The sequence below is a fragment of the Mangrovihabitans endophyticus genome, from assembly GCF_014646155.1.
GTDB lineage: Bacteria > Actinomycetota > Actinomycetes > Mycobacteriales > Micromonosporaceae > Actinoplanes > Actinoplanes endophyticus.
This window is the reverse complement of sequence record NZ_BMMX01000003.1, coordinates 77,832-94,194: the sequence shown is the minus strand read 5'-3', so window position 1 is coordinate 94,194 and position 16,363 is coordinate 77,832. Positions and strand designations below refer to the sequence as shown.

Genomic DNA, 16,363 nt, shown 5'->3' with positions numbered 1-16,363 from the left:
ACCCGTCACGACGGCACGACCGTGTCGGTCGCCGCCTGGAGCATCCGGCTCACCTGGGACGCCTCCCCCGGCCTGCCGAAGAGGTACCCCTGCGCCTGATCACAGCCGATCCGCCGCAGCGTCATCCATTGACCGTCGGTTTCCACGCCCTCGGCGACGGTACGCATGTTCAGCGCCTGCCCCAGTCCCACCACGGCGTCCACCAGGGCCACGTCGCCGCTGTCGGTCTCCACCTGATCCACGAACGACTTGTCGATCTTGATGACATCGACCGGCAGTTGCTTCAGATAGCTCAGCGAGGAGTAGCCGGTACCGAAGTCGTCGATGGCCAGGTGGACGCCGAGCCGGCGCAGCGCGTGCAGCGTCTCGATGGCGTTGTCGATGTCCTGCATCAGCATCGACTCGGTGATCTCCAGGGTGAGCGCGGCGGACGCGATCCCGGCGTCGGCGATCGCGGCGGTCACGTCCTCCACCAACCCGGCGTACTGGAACTGCCGGGCCGACAGGTTGACGTTCATCTTCAGATCCGCCGCCCCGGCGTTCTCCCGCTGCCATTGGGCAAGCTGCGCGCAGGCCTCGCGCAGCACCCACCGACCCAGCGGCACGATCAGGCCGCTCGCCTCCGCACCGGCGATGAACTCGTACGGTCCGAGCAGCCCTCGCACCGGATGCTGCCACCGGACCAGCGCCTCGGCACCGACCACCCGCTGCGACGCCATGTCGACCACCGGCTGGTACAGCACCCGGAACTGCTGCTCCTCCAGCGCACGTTCCATCTCGGTGCGCTGCTGGGCCTCCTCCAGCACCGAGCGATACATCGACGGGTCGAAGATCGCATAGGTGTCCCGGCCGTCCCGTTTGGCCGCGTACATGGCCAGGTCGGCGTTGCGCAGCAACTGCTCGGCCGGCACGTCTTGCGCACCGGCGCTGGTGGCCACGCCGATGCTCAGCGTGCTGGTGATGTCCCGGCTACCCAGCCGCATCGGGCGCTTGCCCTCGGCCACCAGACGCTCGGCCAGCACGGCGGCCGCCGAGGGGTCGAGATCCTCCACGAGCACCGCGAACTCGTCTCCGCCGAGACGGGCCAGCGTGTCGCCGGGACGCATCTGCCGGCTCAGCCGCGCGGCGAGGTCGGCCAGCAGGTCGTCCCCGGCGCTGTGCCCGAGGTCGTCGTTGACCAGTTTGAAGTCGTCGAGGTCGATGAGCAGCACGGTGACCGGGCGGCCGGCGCTGCGCGCCACGGCCTGTTCCAGGCGGTCGCGGAACAGTGCCCGGTTCGGCAGTCCGGTCAGCGAATCGGTGAACGCCTGCCGGCTCAGTTCCTCCTCCAGCGCCCGGCGGGTGCCGATGTCGCGCAGGCTGACCACGATCGCCCGCAGGTCCGGGTCGTTCATCCGGCTGGTGCCGATGACGTCCAGATAGACCCAGGATCCGTCGGCGCGGCGCATCCGGGCCTCGGCTCGGGCGGTGTGCCCGTCCGGCGCCTGCCGCAGGGTCTGCATCCAGGCGCGTACCGCCGGCAGGTCATCCGGATGCAGCCGCGCACCGAGATCGGTCGATGCCACCCCGCGCAGGTCCATGCCGAGCAGGGTGTGCGCCGACGGGCTCACGTACCGGATATCGAACGTGGGGCCGATCGCGAAGACCGCGTCGGAGGACGCTTCGAGCAGCAGTTCGGTGCGCCGCTCGGCGGACCGGCGGTGCGCGTCCAGCCAGCCACGGCGCTGGGCGCTGCCGGCACTCATCCCGACCAGGCTCACCATGATGCCCATCAGGGCCAGCAGGGAGAAGACGTTGTTGGACAGCTCGTCGGGCAGCAGCAACAGGTAGCCGGTCAGGCAGGAGACGCCCAGCCCGATCACCACCGACGGCGGATACAGCGCGGCCGCGGTCACCAGCAGCAGCGTCACCGTGGGCAGGTACAGCATCAAGCCGTTCTCGTCGTACCAGGCGAACAAGAACAGCAACGGGATCTGCCCGACCCACCACAGCACCAGCCATCGCCGCACACGCTGCACGCGCAGATAGCGAGGCCAGGGCAGGAACGCCGCCGCCCCCTGCAGCAGCGCGGCGACCAGGATCGGCGGGGCCATCCAGCGTAGGGCCGGGTCCCAGTCGACGGCCACCCGGAACGCGCCCACCGCCGTGAGGAACGCGGCGATGATCGAACCGGTCCGCACCTGGCGGGACCAGTACCGGGTGTCCTGCTTCTCGGTCGCCTGCACGGCTCGTCCATCGGCAGCCCGGGGCCGCAGTTGAGAGTGCCGCCGACAATCCGGCCGCCGGTCGTGACAAATGTCAGTGGATGAGTGAGCGCTCGCTCAGTAGACTCTCCGCTGTGACGTCACCGCGCTCACCGAGCAGTCAAGATCGGGGCCGCCAGCCGCAGGGCCGTCGGCGGGTTCCCGCGCTGGCACCCGAGGAACGGCGCGCCGCGATCGTCGCGGCCACCGTGCCGCTGCTGCGGGACCACGGCCCCGACGTCAGCACCCGGCAGATCGCCGCGGCGGCCGGCGTCGCCGAGGGCACCCTGTTCGGGGTCTTCAGGGACAAGGACTCGCTGATCGCCGCGGCGCTGATGGCGGCGCTGGACCCGCGTCCCGCACTGGCCGCCCTGGACGCCGTCGACATGTCCGCCGACCTGCGCGAGCGGATGCGTCAAGCCGCCGACCTGGTGCACGCCCGGTTCCTCGCCGGCGCACCGCTGATGCACGCCGCCCGGCGGTACATCACCCCGCAGTGGCCCGAGGTGCGGCAGCAGCTCATCGAGGCGCGCCGCGGGCAACTGGCGGCGCTCACCCGGCTCATCGAGCCGGATGCGCCGCTGCTGCGCCGCTCAGCCGGCGACACCGCACGCCTGCTGTTGCTCTTCTGCGGCGCGGACACCCACGGGCCGTACGGCGACCCGGCACGCTTCGACGCCGCCGAAATCGTGTCGCTTCTGCTGGACGGCCTTCTTATTGTTCCCGGCGGAGGCCGCCCCGCGGTCACTCCACCGGCCCACGAACGGGGAGTCGAATAGTGCTGTTCCGCCTCTTGCGGGCACGCCTGCGCCCGTACCGGAAAGAGATCGCGCTCATCGTGATCTTCCAGTTCCTGCAAACGCTCGCCACGCTGTACCTGCCCACCCTGAACGCCGACATCATCGACCGCGGCGTAGTCGTCGGCGACATCGGTTACATCATCGACGTCGGCGCCGGCATGCTCGGCATCACGGTGCTGCAGATCGTCGCGCAGGTCATCGCGGTCTACTACAGCGCTCGCGTGGCGATGGGCGTGGGCCGGGACACCCGCGCCGCGATCTTCACCACCGTGCAGAAGTTCTCCGCCCGTGAGGTGGGCCAGTTCGGCGCGCCGACGCTGATCACCCGGACCACGAACGACGTCCAGCAGGTACAGATTCTGACCCTGTTGACGTTCACGATGATGGTGTCCGCCCCGATCATGTGCTTCGGTGGCATCATCCTCGCCCTGCGGCAGGACGTGCCGTTGTCCGGCCTCCTGCTGATCATCGTCCCGGTGCTGGTCGCCGTGGTCAGCGCGGTGGTGACACGGATGCGGCCGCTGTTCAGGTCCATGCAGGAGCGCATCGACCGGGTGAACCAGGTGATGCGCGAGCAGATCGCCGGCATCCGGGTGATCCGCGCGTTCGTCCGCGACGAACGCGAACGCGACCGCTACGGCCTGGCGAACGAGGAGCTGGCCGACGTGGCGCTGCGCGCCGGCCGCCTGATGGCGCTGATGTTCCCCACCGTGATGCTGGTGATCAACCTCTCCAGCGTGGCCGTGCTGTGGGTCGGCGGTCACCGCATCGACTCCGGAAGCATGCAGGTCGGAGCGTTGGTGGCGTTCCTCAGCTACCTGATGCAGATCCTGATGTCGATCATGATGGCCACCTTCATGTTCATCATGATCCCGCGGGCCGAGGTCTCCGCGGAGCGGATCACCGAGGTGCTGGAGACGGAGTCATCGGTGATCATCCCCGCGTCGCCGATCCGGGAAGTCACCCAGCACGGCACGCTCGACCTGCGCCGCGTCGGATTCCGCTATCCGGGTGCGGACGCGCCGGTGCTCCACGACATCGAACTGACCGCCCGGCCGGGCGAGGTCACCGCGATCATCGGCAGCACCGGCAGCGGCAAGACCACGCTGCTCAACCTCGTGCCCCGGCTGTTCGACGCCACCGACGGAACGGTGCTCGTGGACGGCGTGGACGTCCGCGAGCTCGACCCGGACCTGCTGTCGCGAACCGTCGGCGTGGTCCCGCAACGGCCGTACCTGTTCTCCGGCACGGTGGCGTCGAACCTGCGCTACGGCAACCCCGACGCCAGCGACGACGAGTTGTGGCAGGCCCTCGACGTGGCGCAGGCCCGCGACTTCGTGGAACGCATGGACGGCGGCCTGGACGCGCCGATCGCCCAAGGCGGCACCAACGTCTCCGGCGGACAACGCCAGCGCCTGGCCATCGCCCGGCTGCTCGTGCACGCCCCGGAGGTCTACCTGTTCGACGACTCCTTCTCCGCCTTGGACTACGCCACCGACGCCGCCCTGCGCGCCGCGCTGACACAGCACACCGCCGACGCCACCGTGGTGATCGTGGCCCAACGGGTCAGCACCATCCGGGACGCGGACCGGATCATCGTGCTGGACGACGGCCGGGTGTGTGGCACCGGCACGCATGCCGAGCTCATGGACACCAACGACACGTACCGGGAGATCGTTCTCTCCCAGCTCACCGAGCAGGAGGCTGCGCTATGACCGCTCCGGTCCGCAGGCCGCAGGGCCCGCCGATGGGCGGGCCCGGCCGGATGATGGCGGCCGGCATGCCGGCCGAGAAACTGCAGGACTTCCGCGGTTCCATGCTGCGCCTGCTCGGCCTGATGAAGCCGCAGCGCCTGCTGGTCGGGGTGGTGCTGCTGTTCGGCGTCGCCGGCGTCTCCCTCACCGTGCTCGGCCCGCGGCTGCTCGGCCACGCCACCGACGTCGTCTTCTCCGGGGTGGTCGGCAAGATGCTGCCCGACGGCGTCACCAAGGCCCAGGCGGTGGCGCAACTGCGCGCCCAAGGCGACAACAACCGGGCCGACATGCTGGCCGCCATGGACATCGTCCCTGGCCAGGGCGTCGACTTCACCCGGCTGTGGCATCTGCTGCTCTGGGCCCTCGCGGTCTATCTCGGCGGATGGGCCTTCGGGGTGCTGCAAGGGCGGCTCACCGCCCGCGTCGTGCAGACCACGGTCTACCGGCTGCGCCAGGACGTGGAGGCCAAGCTGTCCCGGCTGCCGCTGTCCTACTTCGACCGGCAGCAGCGCGGCGAGGTGCTCAGCCGGGCCACCAACGACACCGACAACATCGCGCAGACCCTGCAGCAGACCTTCAGCCAGATGATCACCGCACTGCTGACCCTCGTGGGCGTCCTGGGCATGATGATCTGGATCTCGCCGCTGCTGGCGCTCATCGCGGTGGTCACCGTGCCGCTGTCCCTGCTGGTCACCACGCGCATCGGCAAGCGCGCCCAACCGCAGTTCGTGGCGCAGTGGGGCTCCACCGGCAAGCTCAACGGGCACATCGAGGAGATGTTCACTGGGCACTCGCTGGTGCAGATCTTCGGACGGCAGCGCGAGGCCGCGCAGGTGTTCACCGAGCACAACGACCGGCTGTACACGTCGAGCTACCGTGCCCAGTTCATCTCCGGCCTGATCCAGCCCGCCATGATGTTCATCGGCAACCTGAACTATGTGCTGGTCGCGGTGGTCGGCGGGGTGCGGGTGGCCTCCGGCACGCTCTCGCTGGGCGACGTGCAGGCGTTCATCCAGTACAGCCGCCAGTTCAGCCAGCCGCTGACCCAGGTGGCAAGCATGGCCAACCTGGTGCAGTCCGGTGTGGCGTCGGCCGAACGGGTGTTCCAGCTCCTGGACGCGCCGGAACAGTCCCCCGAGCCGGCGAGCGAAGACCGGCCGGCGGCGCGCGGCCGGGTGGCGTTCGAGGACGTGTCATTCCGCTACCTGCCGGACAAGCCGCTCATCGAGGACCTGTCCCTGGTGGCCGAGCCAGGCCAGACGGTGGCGATCGTGGGACCGACCGGTGCCGGCAAGACCACGCTGGTCAACCTGCTGATGCGGTTCTACGACGTGGACTCCGGACGGATCACGCTGGACGGCGTCGACATCACCACGATGCCGCGCGAGGAACTGCGCGAGCACATGGGCATGGTGCTGCAGGACACATGGCTCTTCGGGGGCACCATCGCGGAGAACATCGCGTACGGCGCGGACACCTTCGACATGGCCGCGGTGACGGCGGCGGCGGAGGCGGCGCACGTGGACTCCTTCGTACGCACCCTGCCGGACGGGTACGACACGTTGATCGACGAGGAGGGCGACAACGTTTCGGCGGGCCAGAAACAGCTCATCACCATCGCCCGCGCATTCCTGGCGGAGCCGAGCATCCTGATCCTGGACGAGGCGACGAGCTCGGTGGACACTCGCACGGAGGTGCTGATCCAACGGGCGATGACCACCTTGCGCGCCGGGCGGACGAGCTTCGTCATCGCGCACCGGCTGTCGACGATCCGTGACGCGGACACCATCCTGGTGATGGAGGACGGCAGGATCGTCGAGCAGGGCAGCCACGACGAGTTGATCGCCTCGGGGGGCGCGTACGCGAGGCTGTATGCGGCCCAGTTCGCGGAGGCGGCCGTCCAGGTGGACTGAGCGGCAACCCCCACCCTTTGCGTCGCGGGCGGGCGGTGGGTGGCCGGCTCACCAGCCGGTCAGCACCAGGTGGTTGACCAGCAACGCGGTCGCCGCCTGGGCGGCCAGCCAGAACCGCCGGTCCCGGGCCGGCAGCAACGCCGTCCCGGCCAGCAGCCACACCGCGAACGGCAGCCAGATGCGTTCCGTCTCCGCCTTGCTCAGGCCGGACAGGTCCGCCGCCAGCAGCGCCGCGACCGCCGCCAGCGCAAGCAGCAGGCGCGGCCACGGCACCCCACCGTCGGGCATCGGGCGCGACCACGGCCTCCCGCCGCGGGGCATCAGCGCCCGGCCGGCGCGGCGCAGCGCCGCGGCCACCGCCGGACCGGCGCACAGTGCCAGCGCGGCCAGGTTCGCCCAGGCCCAGTAGGCGTACGGGCGGCTGCTCGCGATGCCCTGGTAGTAGCGCTGTTGCACCAGTTCGTAGCCGTCCGGCCACCAGAAGCCGGCGGCGGTGAACGCGGCGGCCACCGTGGCGGCCCCGGCCGCGGCGGCGAGCAAGGCCGGCGTCCCGCGATGCCCGGCCCGCCAGGCGGCCAGCACCACGGCCAGCGCCGGCAGCGCCATCAGCACCAATCCGTACGACAGGTAGATGCCCAGGCCGAGCAGGCTCCCCCCGGCGAACCCGGCGACCACCCGGACCGCGACCGCACGCCCGGCCCGCCCCCGATCATCGGACGGGTTCGCCAGGGCGATCGCCAGCAGCATGATCCCGGTCGCGGTCACCCCGGCGAACAAGCCATCCGCGGAGGCGCCGATCCACACCGCGCCGGGGAACAGAACCGCGAAGGGGAGCACGGCTCGCGCCGCCCGGCTGCCCGCCACCCGGCGCACCGTCTCCGGCACCGCCACCGCGGTCAACGCCCCGGCGAGCACGCAGACCGTCGCCGCCCATCCGCCGCCGCCCAGGCCGAGGCGGTCGAGCCCGACGAACACCAGCAGCGCGCCCGGCGGATGCCCGGCCACGTGCGTGGTCCAGGAGTCCGGCGCGCCGCCCAGGATCCGTCCGGCGAAGGCGCCCAGGTCCACCGGCTGCCCGACCTCGGCGAGATACTCGTACGGCGTGGTCAGCCGCCCGGCAAGCCCCCGTTGCCAGCCGTCCACCAGGGCCAGCGCCATGATCCACGTGACCGCTCCCGCGTACGCGGTGATCAAAAGCCGGGACCAGCGCAGCCGCATGGCCACCACCGGTCCGTGCCACGCCACCAGGGCCGCCACCGTGACGGCCAGCGGGGTGCCCGGTCCCACGTGCGGCAGCACATGACCGAACAGCGGCGCGGCCGACGCGTGCACCGGCGTGCCCGCCACGTGCAGCACCACGGCGACCACCGCGGCCACCGCCACCAGGCCCGCCGCGACCACCGCCGCGGCCGGGTCGCCGCGGTGCTCGCGCCACCGCGTCCGGGCCGGCGGCCGTGCGAGCGGCCGGTCCGTTCCGGCGGCGGTGCGCGTGGAGGCCACGGTCACGCCCGCAGTGACGCGTGGGCGAACTCGCGCACCCCGTCCGCGAGTTCCACCCGGGCCTGGAAGCCGAGTTCGTCGGCGGCCCGCCGGGGCGAGGCGACCACATGCCGCACGTCGCCGAGGCGGAACTCCCCGGTCACCTCCGGCGCCGGGCCGCCCATCGCCTCGGCCAGCTCGTGCGCCATCTGTCCGACGGTGGCCGGCCGCCCGGAGGCGATGTTGTAGGCCCGGAATCCGTCCGGGGCGGCCAGCGCCGCGACGTTGGCCGCCGCCACGTCGCCGACGTGCACGAAGTCGCGCCGCTGCGCACCGTCTTCGAAGACCCGCGGTACGCGGCCGGCCTCCAGAGCCGACCGGAAGATCGCCGCCACCCCGCTGTACGGGGTGTCGCGCGGCATGCCCGGCCCGTACACGTTGTGGTAGCGGAGGGCGGCCACCGCTCCCCCGGTCTGCCGAACCCAGGCGGCGGTGAGGTGTTCCTGGGCGAGTTTGGTCGCCGCGTACACGCTGCGCGGGTCCAGCGGCGCGTCCTCGTCCACCAGTTCCGGGACCAGCGCCTCGCCGCAGGACGGACAGCCCGGCTCGAACCGGCCCGCGGCCAGGTCGGACACTTCCCGCGCGGCCGGGCGCACCGGACCGTGCCGCGGGCAGCGGTACGCGCCTTCGCCGTACACCACCATCGAACTCGCCAGCACCATCCGGTGCACACCGGAGCGCGCCATGGCGGCCAGCAGCACCGCGGTGCCCAGGTCGTTGCTGCCCACGTACTCGGGAAGGTCGTCCAGGTCCACCCCCATGCCCACCATGGCCGCCTGGTGGACCACCGCGTCCACGCCGCGCAGCGCGTCCGTCACCGCGGCGCGATCCCGCAGGTCGGCGCGGCGCACCGGGACGCCGGCCACCGATTCCGGCGCTCGGCCCCGGTGGGCGGCCGGATGGCCGCTGTCCAGAACGGTCACGTCATGGCCCGCGTCGAGCAGGGCCGTGGTCACGTGCGAGCCGATGAATCCGGCGCCGCCGGTCACGAGGATGTGCGTCACGCGGCCCACGGTAGAGGCGGTCACGCTCCCGCGGGGCGGTTCCGGCGCAGACGTCAGCGGTTTGTAAGGCCTGTGGTGGACGTCCGCGTTCTGTAAGGGTTGCGAGGCCGCAGCACCGATACGTTGCCCCACATGACCGATGTGGTGTTGCCCTGCTTGAACGAGGCGCCGGCCCTGCCGTGGCTGCTGGGCCGGATGCCGGACGGGTACCGGCCGATCGTCGCCGACAACGGCTCCACGGACGGTTCCCCCGACCTGGCTCGCTCGTTGGGCGCCCGCGTGGTCGAGGTGCCGCAGCCCGGGTACGGCGCGGCCGTGCATGCCGGGGTCGAGGCGGCCGACGACGGGGTGGTGTGCGTGATGGATGCCGACGGCTCGTTCGATCCGGCCCAGTTGCCGCGCGTGGCCGACCCGGTTCGCGGCGGCCGGGCCGACATGGTGGTGGGCCGTCGCCGGCCGATGGGCCGCGGCGTGTGGCCGCTGCACGCCCGGCTGGGCAACGTGGTGCTGGCCCGCCGATTGCGGGCCGGTTCCGGCCTGGACGTGCACGACATCGCGCCGATGCGCGCCGCCCGGCGCGACCGGCTGCTCGCGCTGGACCTGCGGGACCGGCGTTTCGGCTACCCGCTGGAGCTGCTCATCGCGGCCGGCCGCGCCGGATGGCGGGTACGCGAAGTGGACGTCGATTACCTTCCGCGCGCCGCCGGCACGCGGTCCAAGGTGTCCGGCAGCGTCCGCGGCACCGTCCGCGCCATCCGCGACATGAGCGCGGTGCTGGCCCGATGATCCAGCTCATCGTCGTCGCCAAGGCTCCGGTGCCGGGACGGGTCAAGACCCGGCTCTGCCCGCCGTGCACCCCGGAACAGGCCGCCGCCATCGCCGCCGCGTCACTCGCGGACACCCTCGACGTGGTCAGTGCCACTCCGGTCGTACGCCGCACCCTGCTGCTGGCCGGCGACCACCCGTGCCCGGACGGCTGGCACGTCGTGCCGCAGCGTGGCACGGGGCTGGCCGCGCGGCTGGCCAACGGATTCGCCGACAGCGCCCTGCGGGGCGTCCCGAGCCTGCTGATCGGCATGGACACCCCGCAGGTCACGACCGCGGCGCTGACCGAGGCCGCGAACCGGCTGGGCGAACGCGAGGTGCTGCTCGGTCCGGCCTGCGACGGCGGCTGGTGGGCGCTCGGGTTGACCCGTCCGGCCGACGCCGCGGCACTGCGCTCGGTGCCGATGTCCAGCGCACGGACCGGTGCGTTCACCCTTGCCGCGCTGTCCGGCCGGCGTTGCGGGCTGCTGAGCGAGCTGCGCGACGTGGACACCGCGCAGGACGCCCGCGCGGTGGCCGCGCTGTGCCCGCCGGACAGTCGCTTCGCCCGCGCGGTGAACGAGATCCGGGCGCTGCGCGAGGCTGCGCCTCAGGGAGCCGCACGGTGACCGCTCCGGCACCCGTCCGCTCCCGGTCGGACGCCGCGGCGCTGGCCGTCTACGACCGCGCGCTGCGGCACGCCGCCGGTGGGCGGTCGGCCCGGCTGAGGCTGCACGACGACCTGGGCATCGTGCACGAGCTCGACCCCACCGCGTGGACCCGCACCCACCTGCCCGGCGACGCCGGGCTGGTGGCCCGGTGCGACGGACCCACCCTGGATGTGGGCTGCGGGCCGGGCCGGCTGACCCGGCTGTTGCACCGGTTCGGCTGCCCCGCGCTCGGCATCGACGTCAGCGGCACCGCCGTGCGGATGGCGCGCGAGCGGGGAGCTACCGCACTGCGCCGCGACGTCTTCGGCCCGCTGCCCGGCCACGGCCGCTGGCGGCACCTGCTGCTGGCCGACGGCAACGTGGGCATCGGTGGCGACCCGGTGGCGTTGTTGCGGCGCTGCGGCGAGCTGATCAGCCGGACCGGCCGGGTGCATGTGGAACTCGCCATGCCGGGCACCCGTAGCTGGGCCGGCACGGCCGCACTGGGCGACACGCGGGTGCCGTTTCGCTGGGCCGTGCTGTCCCGTGACGACGTGGCGGAGGCAGCGGCCGGGGCGGCGATGCACACGCTGACCACGTGGACGGAGGCGGGACGATGGTTCGCGACGCTGGCACATCGGTGACCGGCCGGGCACGCGCCGCGGTCGCCTGGTTGCAGGCCCCGCCGGACACGCTGCGTCGCGGCCCGTTCCGCCCCGGTGCGTTCGGCTCCGCGTTGCGATCCACCCGGCTGACCAGCCAGCTCGGCGTGGCGCTGGGCATCGCCTTCGCGATCTGCTTCCTCACCGGTGTGACAAGCCACCTGATCCAGCATCCGCCGGGCTGGTTCTGGTGGCCGTCCCGGCCGGTCAGCCTCTATCGCGTCACCCAGGGCCTGCACGTGGCCACCGGGCTCGCCATGATTCCGCTGCTGGGGGCGAAGCTGTGGTCGGTCTATCCACGGCTGTTCTCCTGGCCGCCGGTGCCCGGCCCGGCTCGGGCGATCGAACTGCTGGGCATCGTCGCGCTGGTCGGCGGGGGCCTGTTCCAGGTGGTCAGCGGCGTGCTGAACATCAATCGCTGGTACGCCCCGATGCCCTTCTTCTTCACCGCCGCGCACTACTGGGTCGCCTGGCTCACGATCGGCGGCCTGCTGGCGCACATCGGTGTCCAGTTGCCGGTGGTGCGGGAGGCGCTGCGCCGCACACCGCCCGAGACGCCCGCTCCGGCGCCGGCCAAGTCGGCCAACGACGGCCTGGTCGCGGACCGCCCGGACGCAGGCGGCTCGGACGCAGGCGGCTCGGACGCAGGCGGGCCGGACGCAGGCGGGCCGGACGCAGGCGGGCCGGACGCAGGCGGGCCGGACGGCCCGGTCGCCACCCGTCGGCGGCTGCTCGGCGCGGTCGGCGCGGCGGCCGGCGTGATCACCGTGGCCACGGTGGGGCAGACGGTGGCGCCGCTGTCCGGCATCTCGCTGCTCGCGCCGCGCCGCCCGGACACCGGCCCGCAGGGCTTGCCGGTCAACAAGTCGGCCGCCGGCGCCCGGGTGCGGCGCGCCGCCCTCGATCCCGGGTATCGCCTGCGGATCAGCGGGCCGCGACCGGTCGCCCTGTCACTGGCCGACCTGGCCGCCTTGCCGCAGCACACGGCCACCCTCCCGATCACCTGTGTGGAGGGGTGGAGCGCGTCGGCCACCTGGTCCGGTGTGCGGCTGCGCGATCTGGCGAAGATGGCCGGGGTGGACCCGGAGCATGCCGTGGCCGAGGTGGAGTCGCTGGAGGCCGCGGGCCGGTACCGCACGTCATCGGTCGCGGCGCCGCATCTGCGGGACCCACTGACCTTGATCGCGCTGCGCCTGGACGGCTCGGACCTGCACCTGGACCACGGCTACCCGGCACGGCTGATCGCCCCGAACCGACCGGGCGTGATGCAGACCAAGTGGCTGAGCCGGATCACCCTGCGGAGCATGTCATGAGCGCCGGTGTCCGCTGGTGGCGCCGGGTGCTGGTGGCCGCCGGGGTGGCGATCGCCGGATATGCCCTGGTCGGCGCGCTGACCGACAACGACGTCAACAAGTTCGGCGTACCGCTGTTCCTGGTAGTGGTGCTGGTGCTGCACGACGCGGTGTTCCTGCCCGCGGTGCTCGGCGCCGGCGCTGCGCTGCGCCGGTTCGTACCCCGCCGCGCTCGGTGGTCCGTGCAGGCGGGCGCGCTGATCAGCCTCGCCGTCCTGGTGGTCGGGCTACCCCCGGTGCTGGGCTTCGGCCGCGCCGCGGACAACCCGTCCGCGTTGCCGCGCCCGTACGGGTGGGGCCTGCTCGCCGTGCTCGCGGCGGTCTGGGCCGGCGTGGCAATCACGGCCACCGTCGCCCGGCACCGGCGGGACGGCCGACGGGACGCGCCGGGACGGCGGGGTGTGCCGGGTGAGTAGCGTCACCGGTGTGGAACATCGTGTGCTGGTCGTGGACGACGACCCGACCGTCAGCGACGTGGTGCGCCGCTACCTGGAACAGGACGGCTACCGGGTGCGCCTGGTCGGGGACGGCAACGCCGCCCTGGCCGCGGTCGACGCGGAGACCCCCGACCTGGTGGTGCTGGACCTGATGCTGGGCGGCATCGACGGCTTGGAGGTGTGCCGGCGGCTGCGCCGGGATCGGCCCGGTCTGCCCGTGGTGATGCTCACTGCGCTGGGCGAGGAGTCGGACCGGGTGGTCGGCCTGGAGGTGGGCGCGGACGACTACGTGACCAAGCCGTTCTCCCCGCGTGAACTGGTGCTGCGGGTGCGTTCGGTGCTGCGCCGCACCATGCCGCCGGAGAACGACGCGCCGCCGGTGATGCTGCGCGACGCCGGCCTGGTCGCCGACACCGGGCGGCGCATCGCCGAGCTGGACGGCCGCCCGCTCACCCTGACGGTCCGCGAATTCGACCTGCTGGAATTTCTGCTGCGGCATCCGGCGCGCGCCTGGTCCCGGTCGCAACTGCTGGAGCAGGTGTGGGGCTGGCAGTTCGGCGACCAGTCGACGGTCACCGTGCACGTACGGCGGCTGCGGGAGAAGATCGAGGCCGACCCGGCGGCACCGCGCCGGCTGCTCACGGTCTGGGGTGTCGGATATCGATACGAGCCGGTGAGCCATGCATGACGTGCTGCTGATCGTCCTGTACGCGCTGGTCGCCGGCGGCGTGGTGGGCCTGGTCGGCGCCGGTGCGGCGCGGCTGCTGCGCGGCCGGTCGATCGTCGTGCACATCAGCGTGCTGGTCGCCATCACCGTGGCCGTGGTGGCCGCCGGGGTCGCGGCGGTGGCCCGGGCGATGTTCCTGTCCGGACACGACCTCCAGGTCGTGCTGATCACGGTGGCCGTCGCCGCGGTCGTCAGTCTGGCCGTCGGGGTGACCTTCGGCCGGCGGCTGGCCCGCGCCGCGATGTGGGCGGCGCAGGCCGAGGCGAGCCGCCGCGACCTGGTCGCCTGGGTGTCGCACGATCTGCGGACGCCGCTGGCCGGCATGCGGGCGATGGCCGAGGCGCTGGAGGACAACGTGGTCGCCGAACCGGCCACGGTGGCCGAATACCACCGCCGCATCCGGGTCGAGACGGACCGGATGAGCCGGCTGGTGGACGACCTGTTCGAGCTGTCCCGCATCAACTCCGGTGCGTTGCGCCTGGTGCCGTCGGCGGTGCCGCTGGCCGACGTCTTCTCCGACGCGATCGCCACCGCCGCGCCGGTCGCCCAGCGCCGCGGCATCCGCATCGTTGCCGCCGAGTCCGGCTGGCCGGTGGTCACCGCCAGCGAGGCCGAGCTGAGCCGGGTGGTGGCCAACCTGCTGATGAACTCGGTGCGGTACACCCCGCCGGACGGCACGGTCACCATCGACGCCGGACGCGATGCGGGCGACGTGTGGTTCGCCATCTCGGACAGTTGCGGCGGCATCCCGGAGTCGGATCTACCCCGGGTCTTCGACGTGGCGTTCCGCGGTTCCCGCGCGCGCACCCCCGGCCAGTCCGGCGGCGGTCTCGGACTGGCCATCGTGCGGGGGCTGGTGGAGGCGCAAGGCGGACGGGTGCGCGCCGGCAACGTGCGGGGTGGTTGTCGGTTCGAGGTACGGCTACCGGCCTGAAGTCTTCAGCCTCCGTTCACCTTGCCCCCGGTGACCTCGCTTGTTTGCCAGTTGACCGTCCGGCGGACATCGACCGTTCACTTTCGGCTGATGGCGTGACGCGCATGAATCTTCGTTTCCGACGAGGCGGGGCTGTTGCCCTCGCCGCGACTGCGATCGTCGCGCTGCCGGCGGTCGCGGTGGCTGCTGACGGCCATCACGACAACACTTCGGCCGCTCGCCAGGCGATCAAGGGCGGGAAGGCGCGGAACGTCATTCTGCTCATCGGCGACGGCATGGGCGACAGCGAGATCACCATCGCCCGCAACTACCAGGTGGGCGCGAACGGCCGGCTGGCCATGGACAAGCTCCCGTTGACCGGCGCCTACACCACGTACGCCGTACAGAAGGACGCGCCCGCCAAGCCGGACTATGTGACGGACTCGGCCGCATCCGGCACCGGCTGGGCGACCGGGCACAAGACCTACAACGGCGCGATCTCGGTGCTGCCCAACGAGAAGCCGGTGCCGACCATCCTGGAACTGGCCAAGCAGGCCGGGTTCCGGACCGGCAACGTGACCACCGCGGAGCTGCAGGACGCCACCCCGGCGGTGCTCGGCTCGCACGTGGTCAGCCGCAACTGCAAGGGCCCGGCTTCGATGGGCGACTGCGCCGTCAACGACAAGGTGAACGGCGGCCGGGGTTCGATCGCCGAGCAGATGGTCACCTCCGGTACCGACGTCATGCTGGGCGGTGGCAAGCAGTACTTCGACCAGACCGTCAAGGCCGGCAAGTACAAGGGCCTGACCGTGCTGCAGCAGGCCCAGGTGAGCGACTACCAGATCATCACCGACGCGGCGGGCCTGTCGTCGGCGAACGCGAAGAAGCCGATCCTGGGCACGTTCGCACCGGGCAACATGGACCTGGAGTGGGTCGGCCCGACCCCGACCCGGACCGGCACCGCGCCGGCCAAGTGCGCGGTCAACACCGCCCGCCCGGCGGCGCAGCCGCACCTGGCCGACATGGCCGACAAGGCGATCAAGGTGCTGGACAAGCAGACCCGGTACAGCCGCAAGGGCTTCTTCCTGCAGATCGAGGGTGCCTCGATCGACAAGCAGGACCACGCGGCCAACCCGTGCGGCCAGATCGGTGAGACGGTGGCCTTCGACGCCGCGGTCAAGCGGGTCCTGCAGTACCAGAAGTCGCACCCGGACACCCTGGTGGTGGTGACCGCCGACCACGGTCACACCAGCCAGATCGTCGAGTCCCCGACGATGGGTTACACCGCGACGCTGATCACCGCGGACGACGCCGACATGACCATCAGCTACGCCACCGCGGACATCTCCGCCTCGCAGCAGCACACCGGCACCCAGGTGCGCATCGCGGCCGGCGGCCCGCAGGCGGCCAACGTGCTGGGCGTCACCAACCAGACCGACCTGTTCTTCACCATGGGACGGGCCACGGGCGTCAAGTAGCCGCGCACCCGCGCACCCGCGCACCCGCGCACCCGCGCACCCGCGCACCCGCGCACCCGCGCACCCGCGCACCCGCGCACCCGCGCA

14 protein-coding genes are annotated in these 16,363 nt (G+C 72.2%); 11 read left to right on the top strand and 3 right to left on the bottom strand.

The features are described 5' to 3' along the window. Positions 1-5: 5 nt before the first annotated feature. Entirely contained in the window at positions 6-2,225 is a 2,220-nt protein-coding gene (locus IEY73_RS06650) for a putative bifunctional diguanylate cyclase/phosphodiesterase (RefSeq protein WP_189078188.1), read from the bottom strand. 113 nt (positions 2,226-2,338) lie between these two features. On the opposite strand from IEY73_RS06650, the gene IEY73_RS06645 reads away from it, so the two are divergent. Genes IEY73_RS06645 through IEY73_RS06635 form a run of 3 tightly spaced genes read left to right on the top strand, consistent with a single transcriptional unit; the run spans position 2,339 to position 6,710 of the window. Continuing rightward, the gene (locus IEY73_RS06645) at positions 2,339-3,022 is read left to right on the top strand and encodes a TetR/AcrR family transcriptional regulator (RefSeq protein ID WP_229715626.1); all 684 of its coding nucleotides are present in this window, start codon (positions 2,339-2,341) and stop codon (positions 3,020-3,022) included. Further along, positions 3,022-4,758, top strand: a complete 1,737-nt coding sequence (locus tag IEY73_RS06640; RefSeq protein WP_189078186.1) for an ABC transporter ATP-binding protein — start codon at positions 3,022-3,024, stop codon at positions 4,756-4,758. Before IEY73_RS06645 ends, IEY73_RS06640 begins: the two co-directional genes overlap by 1 nt. After that, on the top strand, positions 4,755-6,710 hold the full coding sequence (locus tag IEY73_RS06635; protein ID WP_189078185.1) for an ABC transporter ATP-binding protein: 1,956 nt from the start codon (positions 4,755-4,757) through the stop codon (positions 6,708-6,710). The genes IEY73_RS06640 and IEY73_RS06635 overlap by 4 nt, the downstream gene beginning before the upstream one ends. 48 nt (positions 6,711-6,758) lie before the next feature. On the opposite strand, the gene IEY73_RS06630 is transcribed toward IEY73_RS06635, so the two are convergent. Both IEY73_RS06630 and IEY73_RS06625 read right to left on the bottom strand, forming a co-directional pair. Continuing rightward, positions 6,759-8,216: a hypothetical protein gene (locus IEY73_RS06630; RefSeq protein ID WP_189078184.1), complete on the bottom strand. Its 1,458-nt coding sequence runs from the start codon at positions 8,214-8,216 to the stop codon at positions 6,759-6,761. After that, positions 8,213-9,253, bottom strand: coding sequence for an NAD-dependent epimerase/dehydratase family protein (locus IEY73_RS06625; RefSeq protein ID WP_229715625.1), 1,041 nt, complete (start codon positions 9,251-9,253; stop codon positions 8,213-8,215). The genes IEY73_RS06630 and IEY73_RS06625 overlap by 4 nt, the downstream gene beginning before the upstream one ends. A gap of 123 nt (positions 9,254-9,376) precedes the next feature. On the opposite strand from IEY73_RS06625, the gene IEY73_RS06620 reads away from it, so the two are divergent. From IEY73_RS06620 to phoA, 8 genes are all read left to right on the top strand, one after another. Next, entirely contained in the window at positions 9,377-10,039 is a 663-nt protein-coding gene (locus tag IEY73_RS06620; RefSeq protein WP_229715624.1) for a glycosyltransferase family 2 protein, read from the top strand. Continuing rightward, the gene (locus tag IEY73_RS06615; protein WP_189078182.1) at positions 10,036-10,686 is read left to right on the top strand and encodes a TIGR04282 family arsenosugar biosynthesis glycosyltransferase; all 651 of its coding nucleotides are present in this window, start codon (positions 10,036-10,038) and stop codon (positions 10,684-10,686) included. The genes IEY73_RS06620 and IEY73_RS06615 overlap by 4 nt, the downstream gene beginning before the upstream one ends. Continuing rightward, positions 10,683-11,351 carry a class I SAM-dependent methyltransferase gene (locus tag IEY73_RS06610; RefSeq protein WP_229715623.1) on the top strand — a complete coding sequence of 223 codons (669 nt, stop codon included), beginning with the start codon at positions 10,683-10,685 and terminating at the stop codon, positions 11,349-11,351. Before IEY73_RS06615 ends, IEY73_RS06610 begins: the two co-directional genes overlap by 4 nt. Beyond that, the gene (locus tag IEY73_RS06605) at positions 11,324-12,682 is read left to right on the top strand and encodes a molybdopterin-dependent oxidoreductase (RefSeq protein WP_189078181.1); all 1,359 of its coding nucleotides are present in this window, start codon (positions 11,324-11,326) and stop codon (positions 12,680-12,682) included. Before IEY73_RS06610 ends, IEY73_RS06605 begins: the two co-directional genes overlap by 28 nt. Beyond that, on the top strand, positions 12,679-13,137 hold the full coding sequence (locus tag IEY73_RS06600; RefSeq protein WP_189078180.1) for a hypothetical protein: 459 nt from the start codon (positions 12,679-12,681) through the stop codon (positions 13,135-13,137). The genes IEY73_RS06605 and IEY73_RS06600 overlap by 4 nt, the downstream gene beginning before the upstream one ends. 10 nt (positions 13,138-13,147) lie before the next feature. Next, positions 13,148-13,846, top strand: a complete 699-nt coding sequence (locus IEY73_RS06595; RefSeq protein ID WP_189078376.1) for a response regulator transcription factor — start codon at positions 13,148-13,150, stop codon at positions 13,844-13,846. Then, positions 13,839-14,819 (top strand): sensor histidine kinase, encoded by a 981-nt coding sequence (locus IEY73_RS06590; protein ID WP_189078179.1) that lies wholly within the window; start codon positions 13,839-13,841, stop codon positions 14,817-14,819. The genes IEY73_RS06595 and IEY73_RS06590 overlap by 8 nt, the downstream gene beginning before the upstream one ends. 104 nt (positions 14,820-14,923) lie before the next feature. Beyond that, positions 14,924-16,276 carry an alkaline phosphatase gene (gene phoA / locus IEY73_RS06585; RefSeq protein ID WP_189078178.1) on the top strand — a complete coding sequence of 451 codons (1,353 nt, stop codon included), beginning with the start codon at positions 14,924-14,926 and terminating at the stop codon, positions 16,274-16,276. Positions 16,277-16,363: the final 87 nt, after the last annotated feature.

Coding starts and splice junctions, on each gene's coding strand:
- IEY73_RS06615 (WP_189078182.1), top strand. CDS start 10,036: ATGATCCAGCTCATCGTCGTCGCCAAGGCTCCGGTGCCGGGACGGGTC.
- IEY73_RS06635 (WP_189078185.1), top strand. CDS start 4,755: ATGACCGCTCCGGTCCGCAGGCCGCAGGGCCCGCCGATGGGCGGGCCC.
- IEY73_RS06600 (WP_189078180.1), top strand. CDS start 12,679: ATGAGCGCCGGTGTCCGCTGGTGGCGCCGGGTGCTGGTGGCCGCCGGG.
- phoA (WP_189078178.1), top strand. CDS start 14,924: ATGAATCTTCGTTTCCGACGAGGCGGGGCTGTTGCCCTCGCCGCGACT.
- IEY73_RS06590 (WP_189078179.1), top strand. CDS start 13,839: ATGCATGACGTGCTGCTGATCGTCCTGTACGCGCTGGTCGCCGGCGGC.
- IEY73_RS06605 (WP_189078181.1), top strand. CDS start 11,324: ATGGTTCGCGACGCTGGCACATCGGTGACCGGCCGGGCACGCGCCGCG.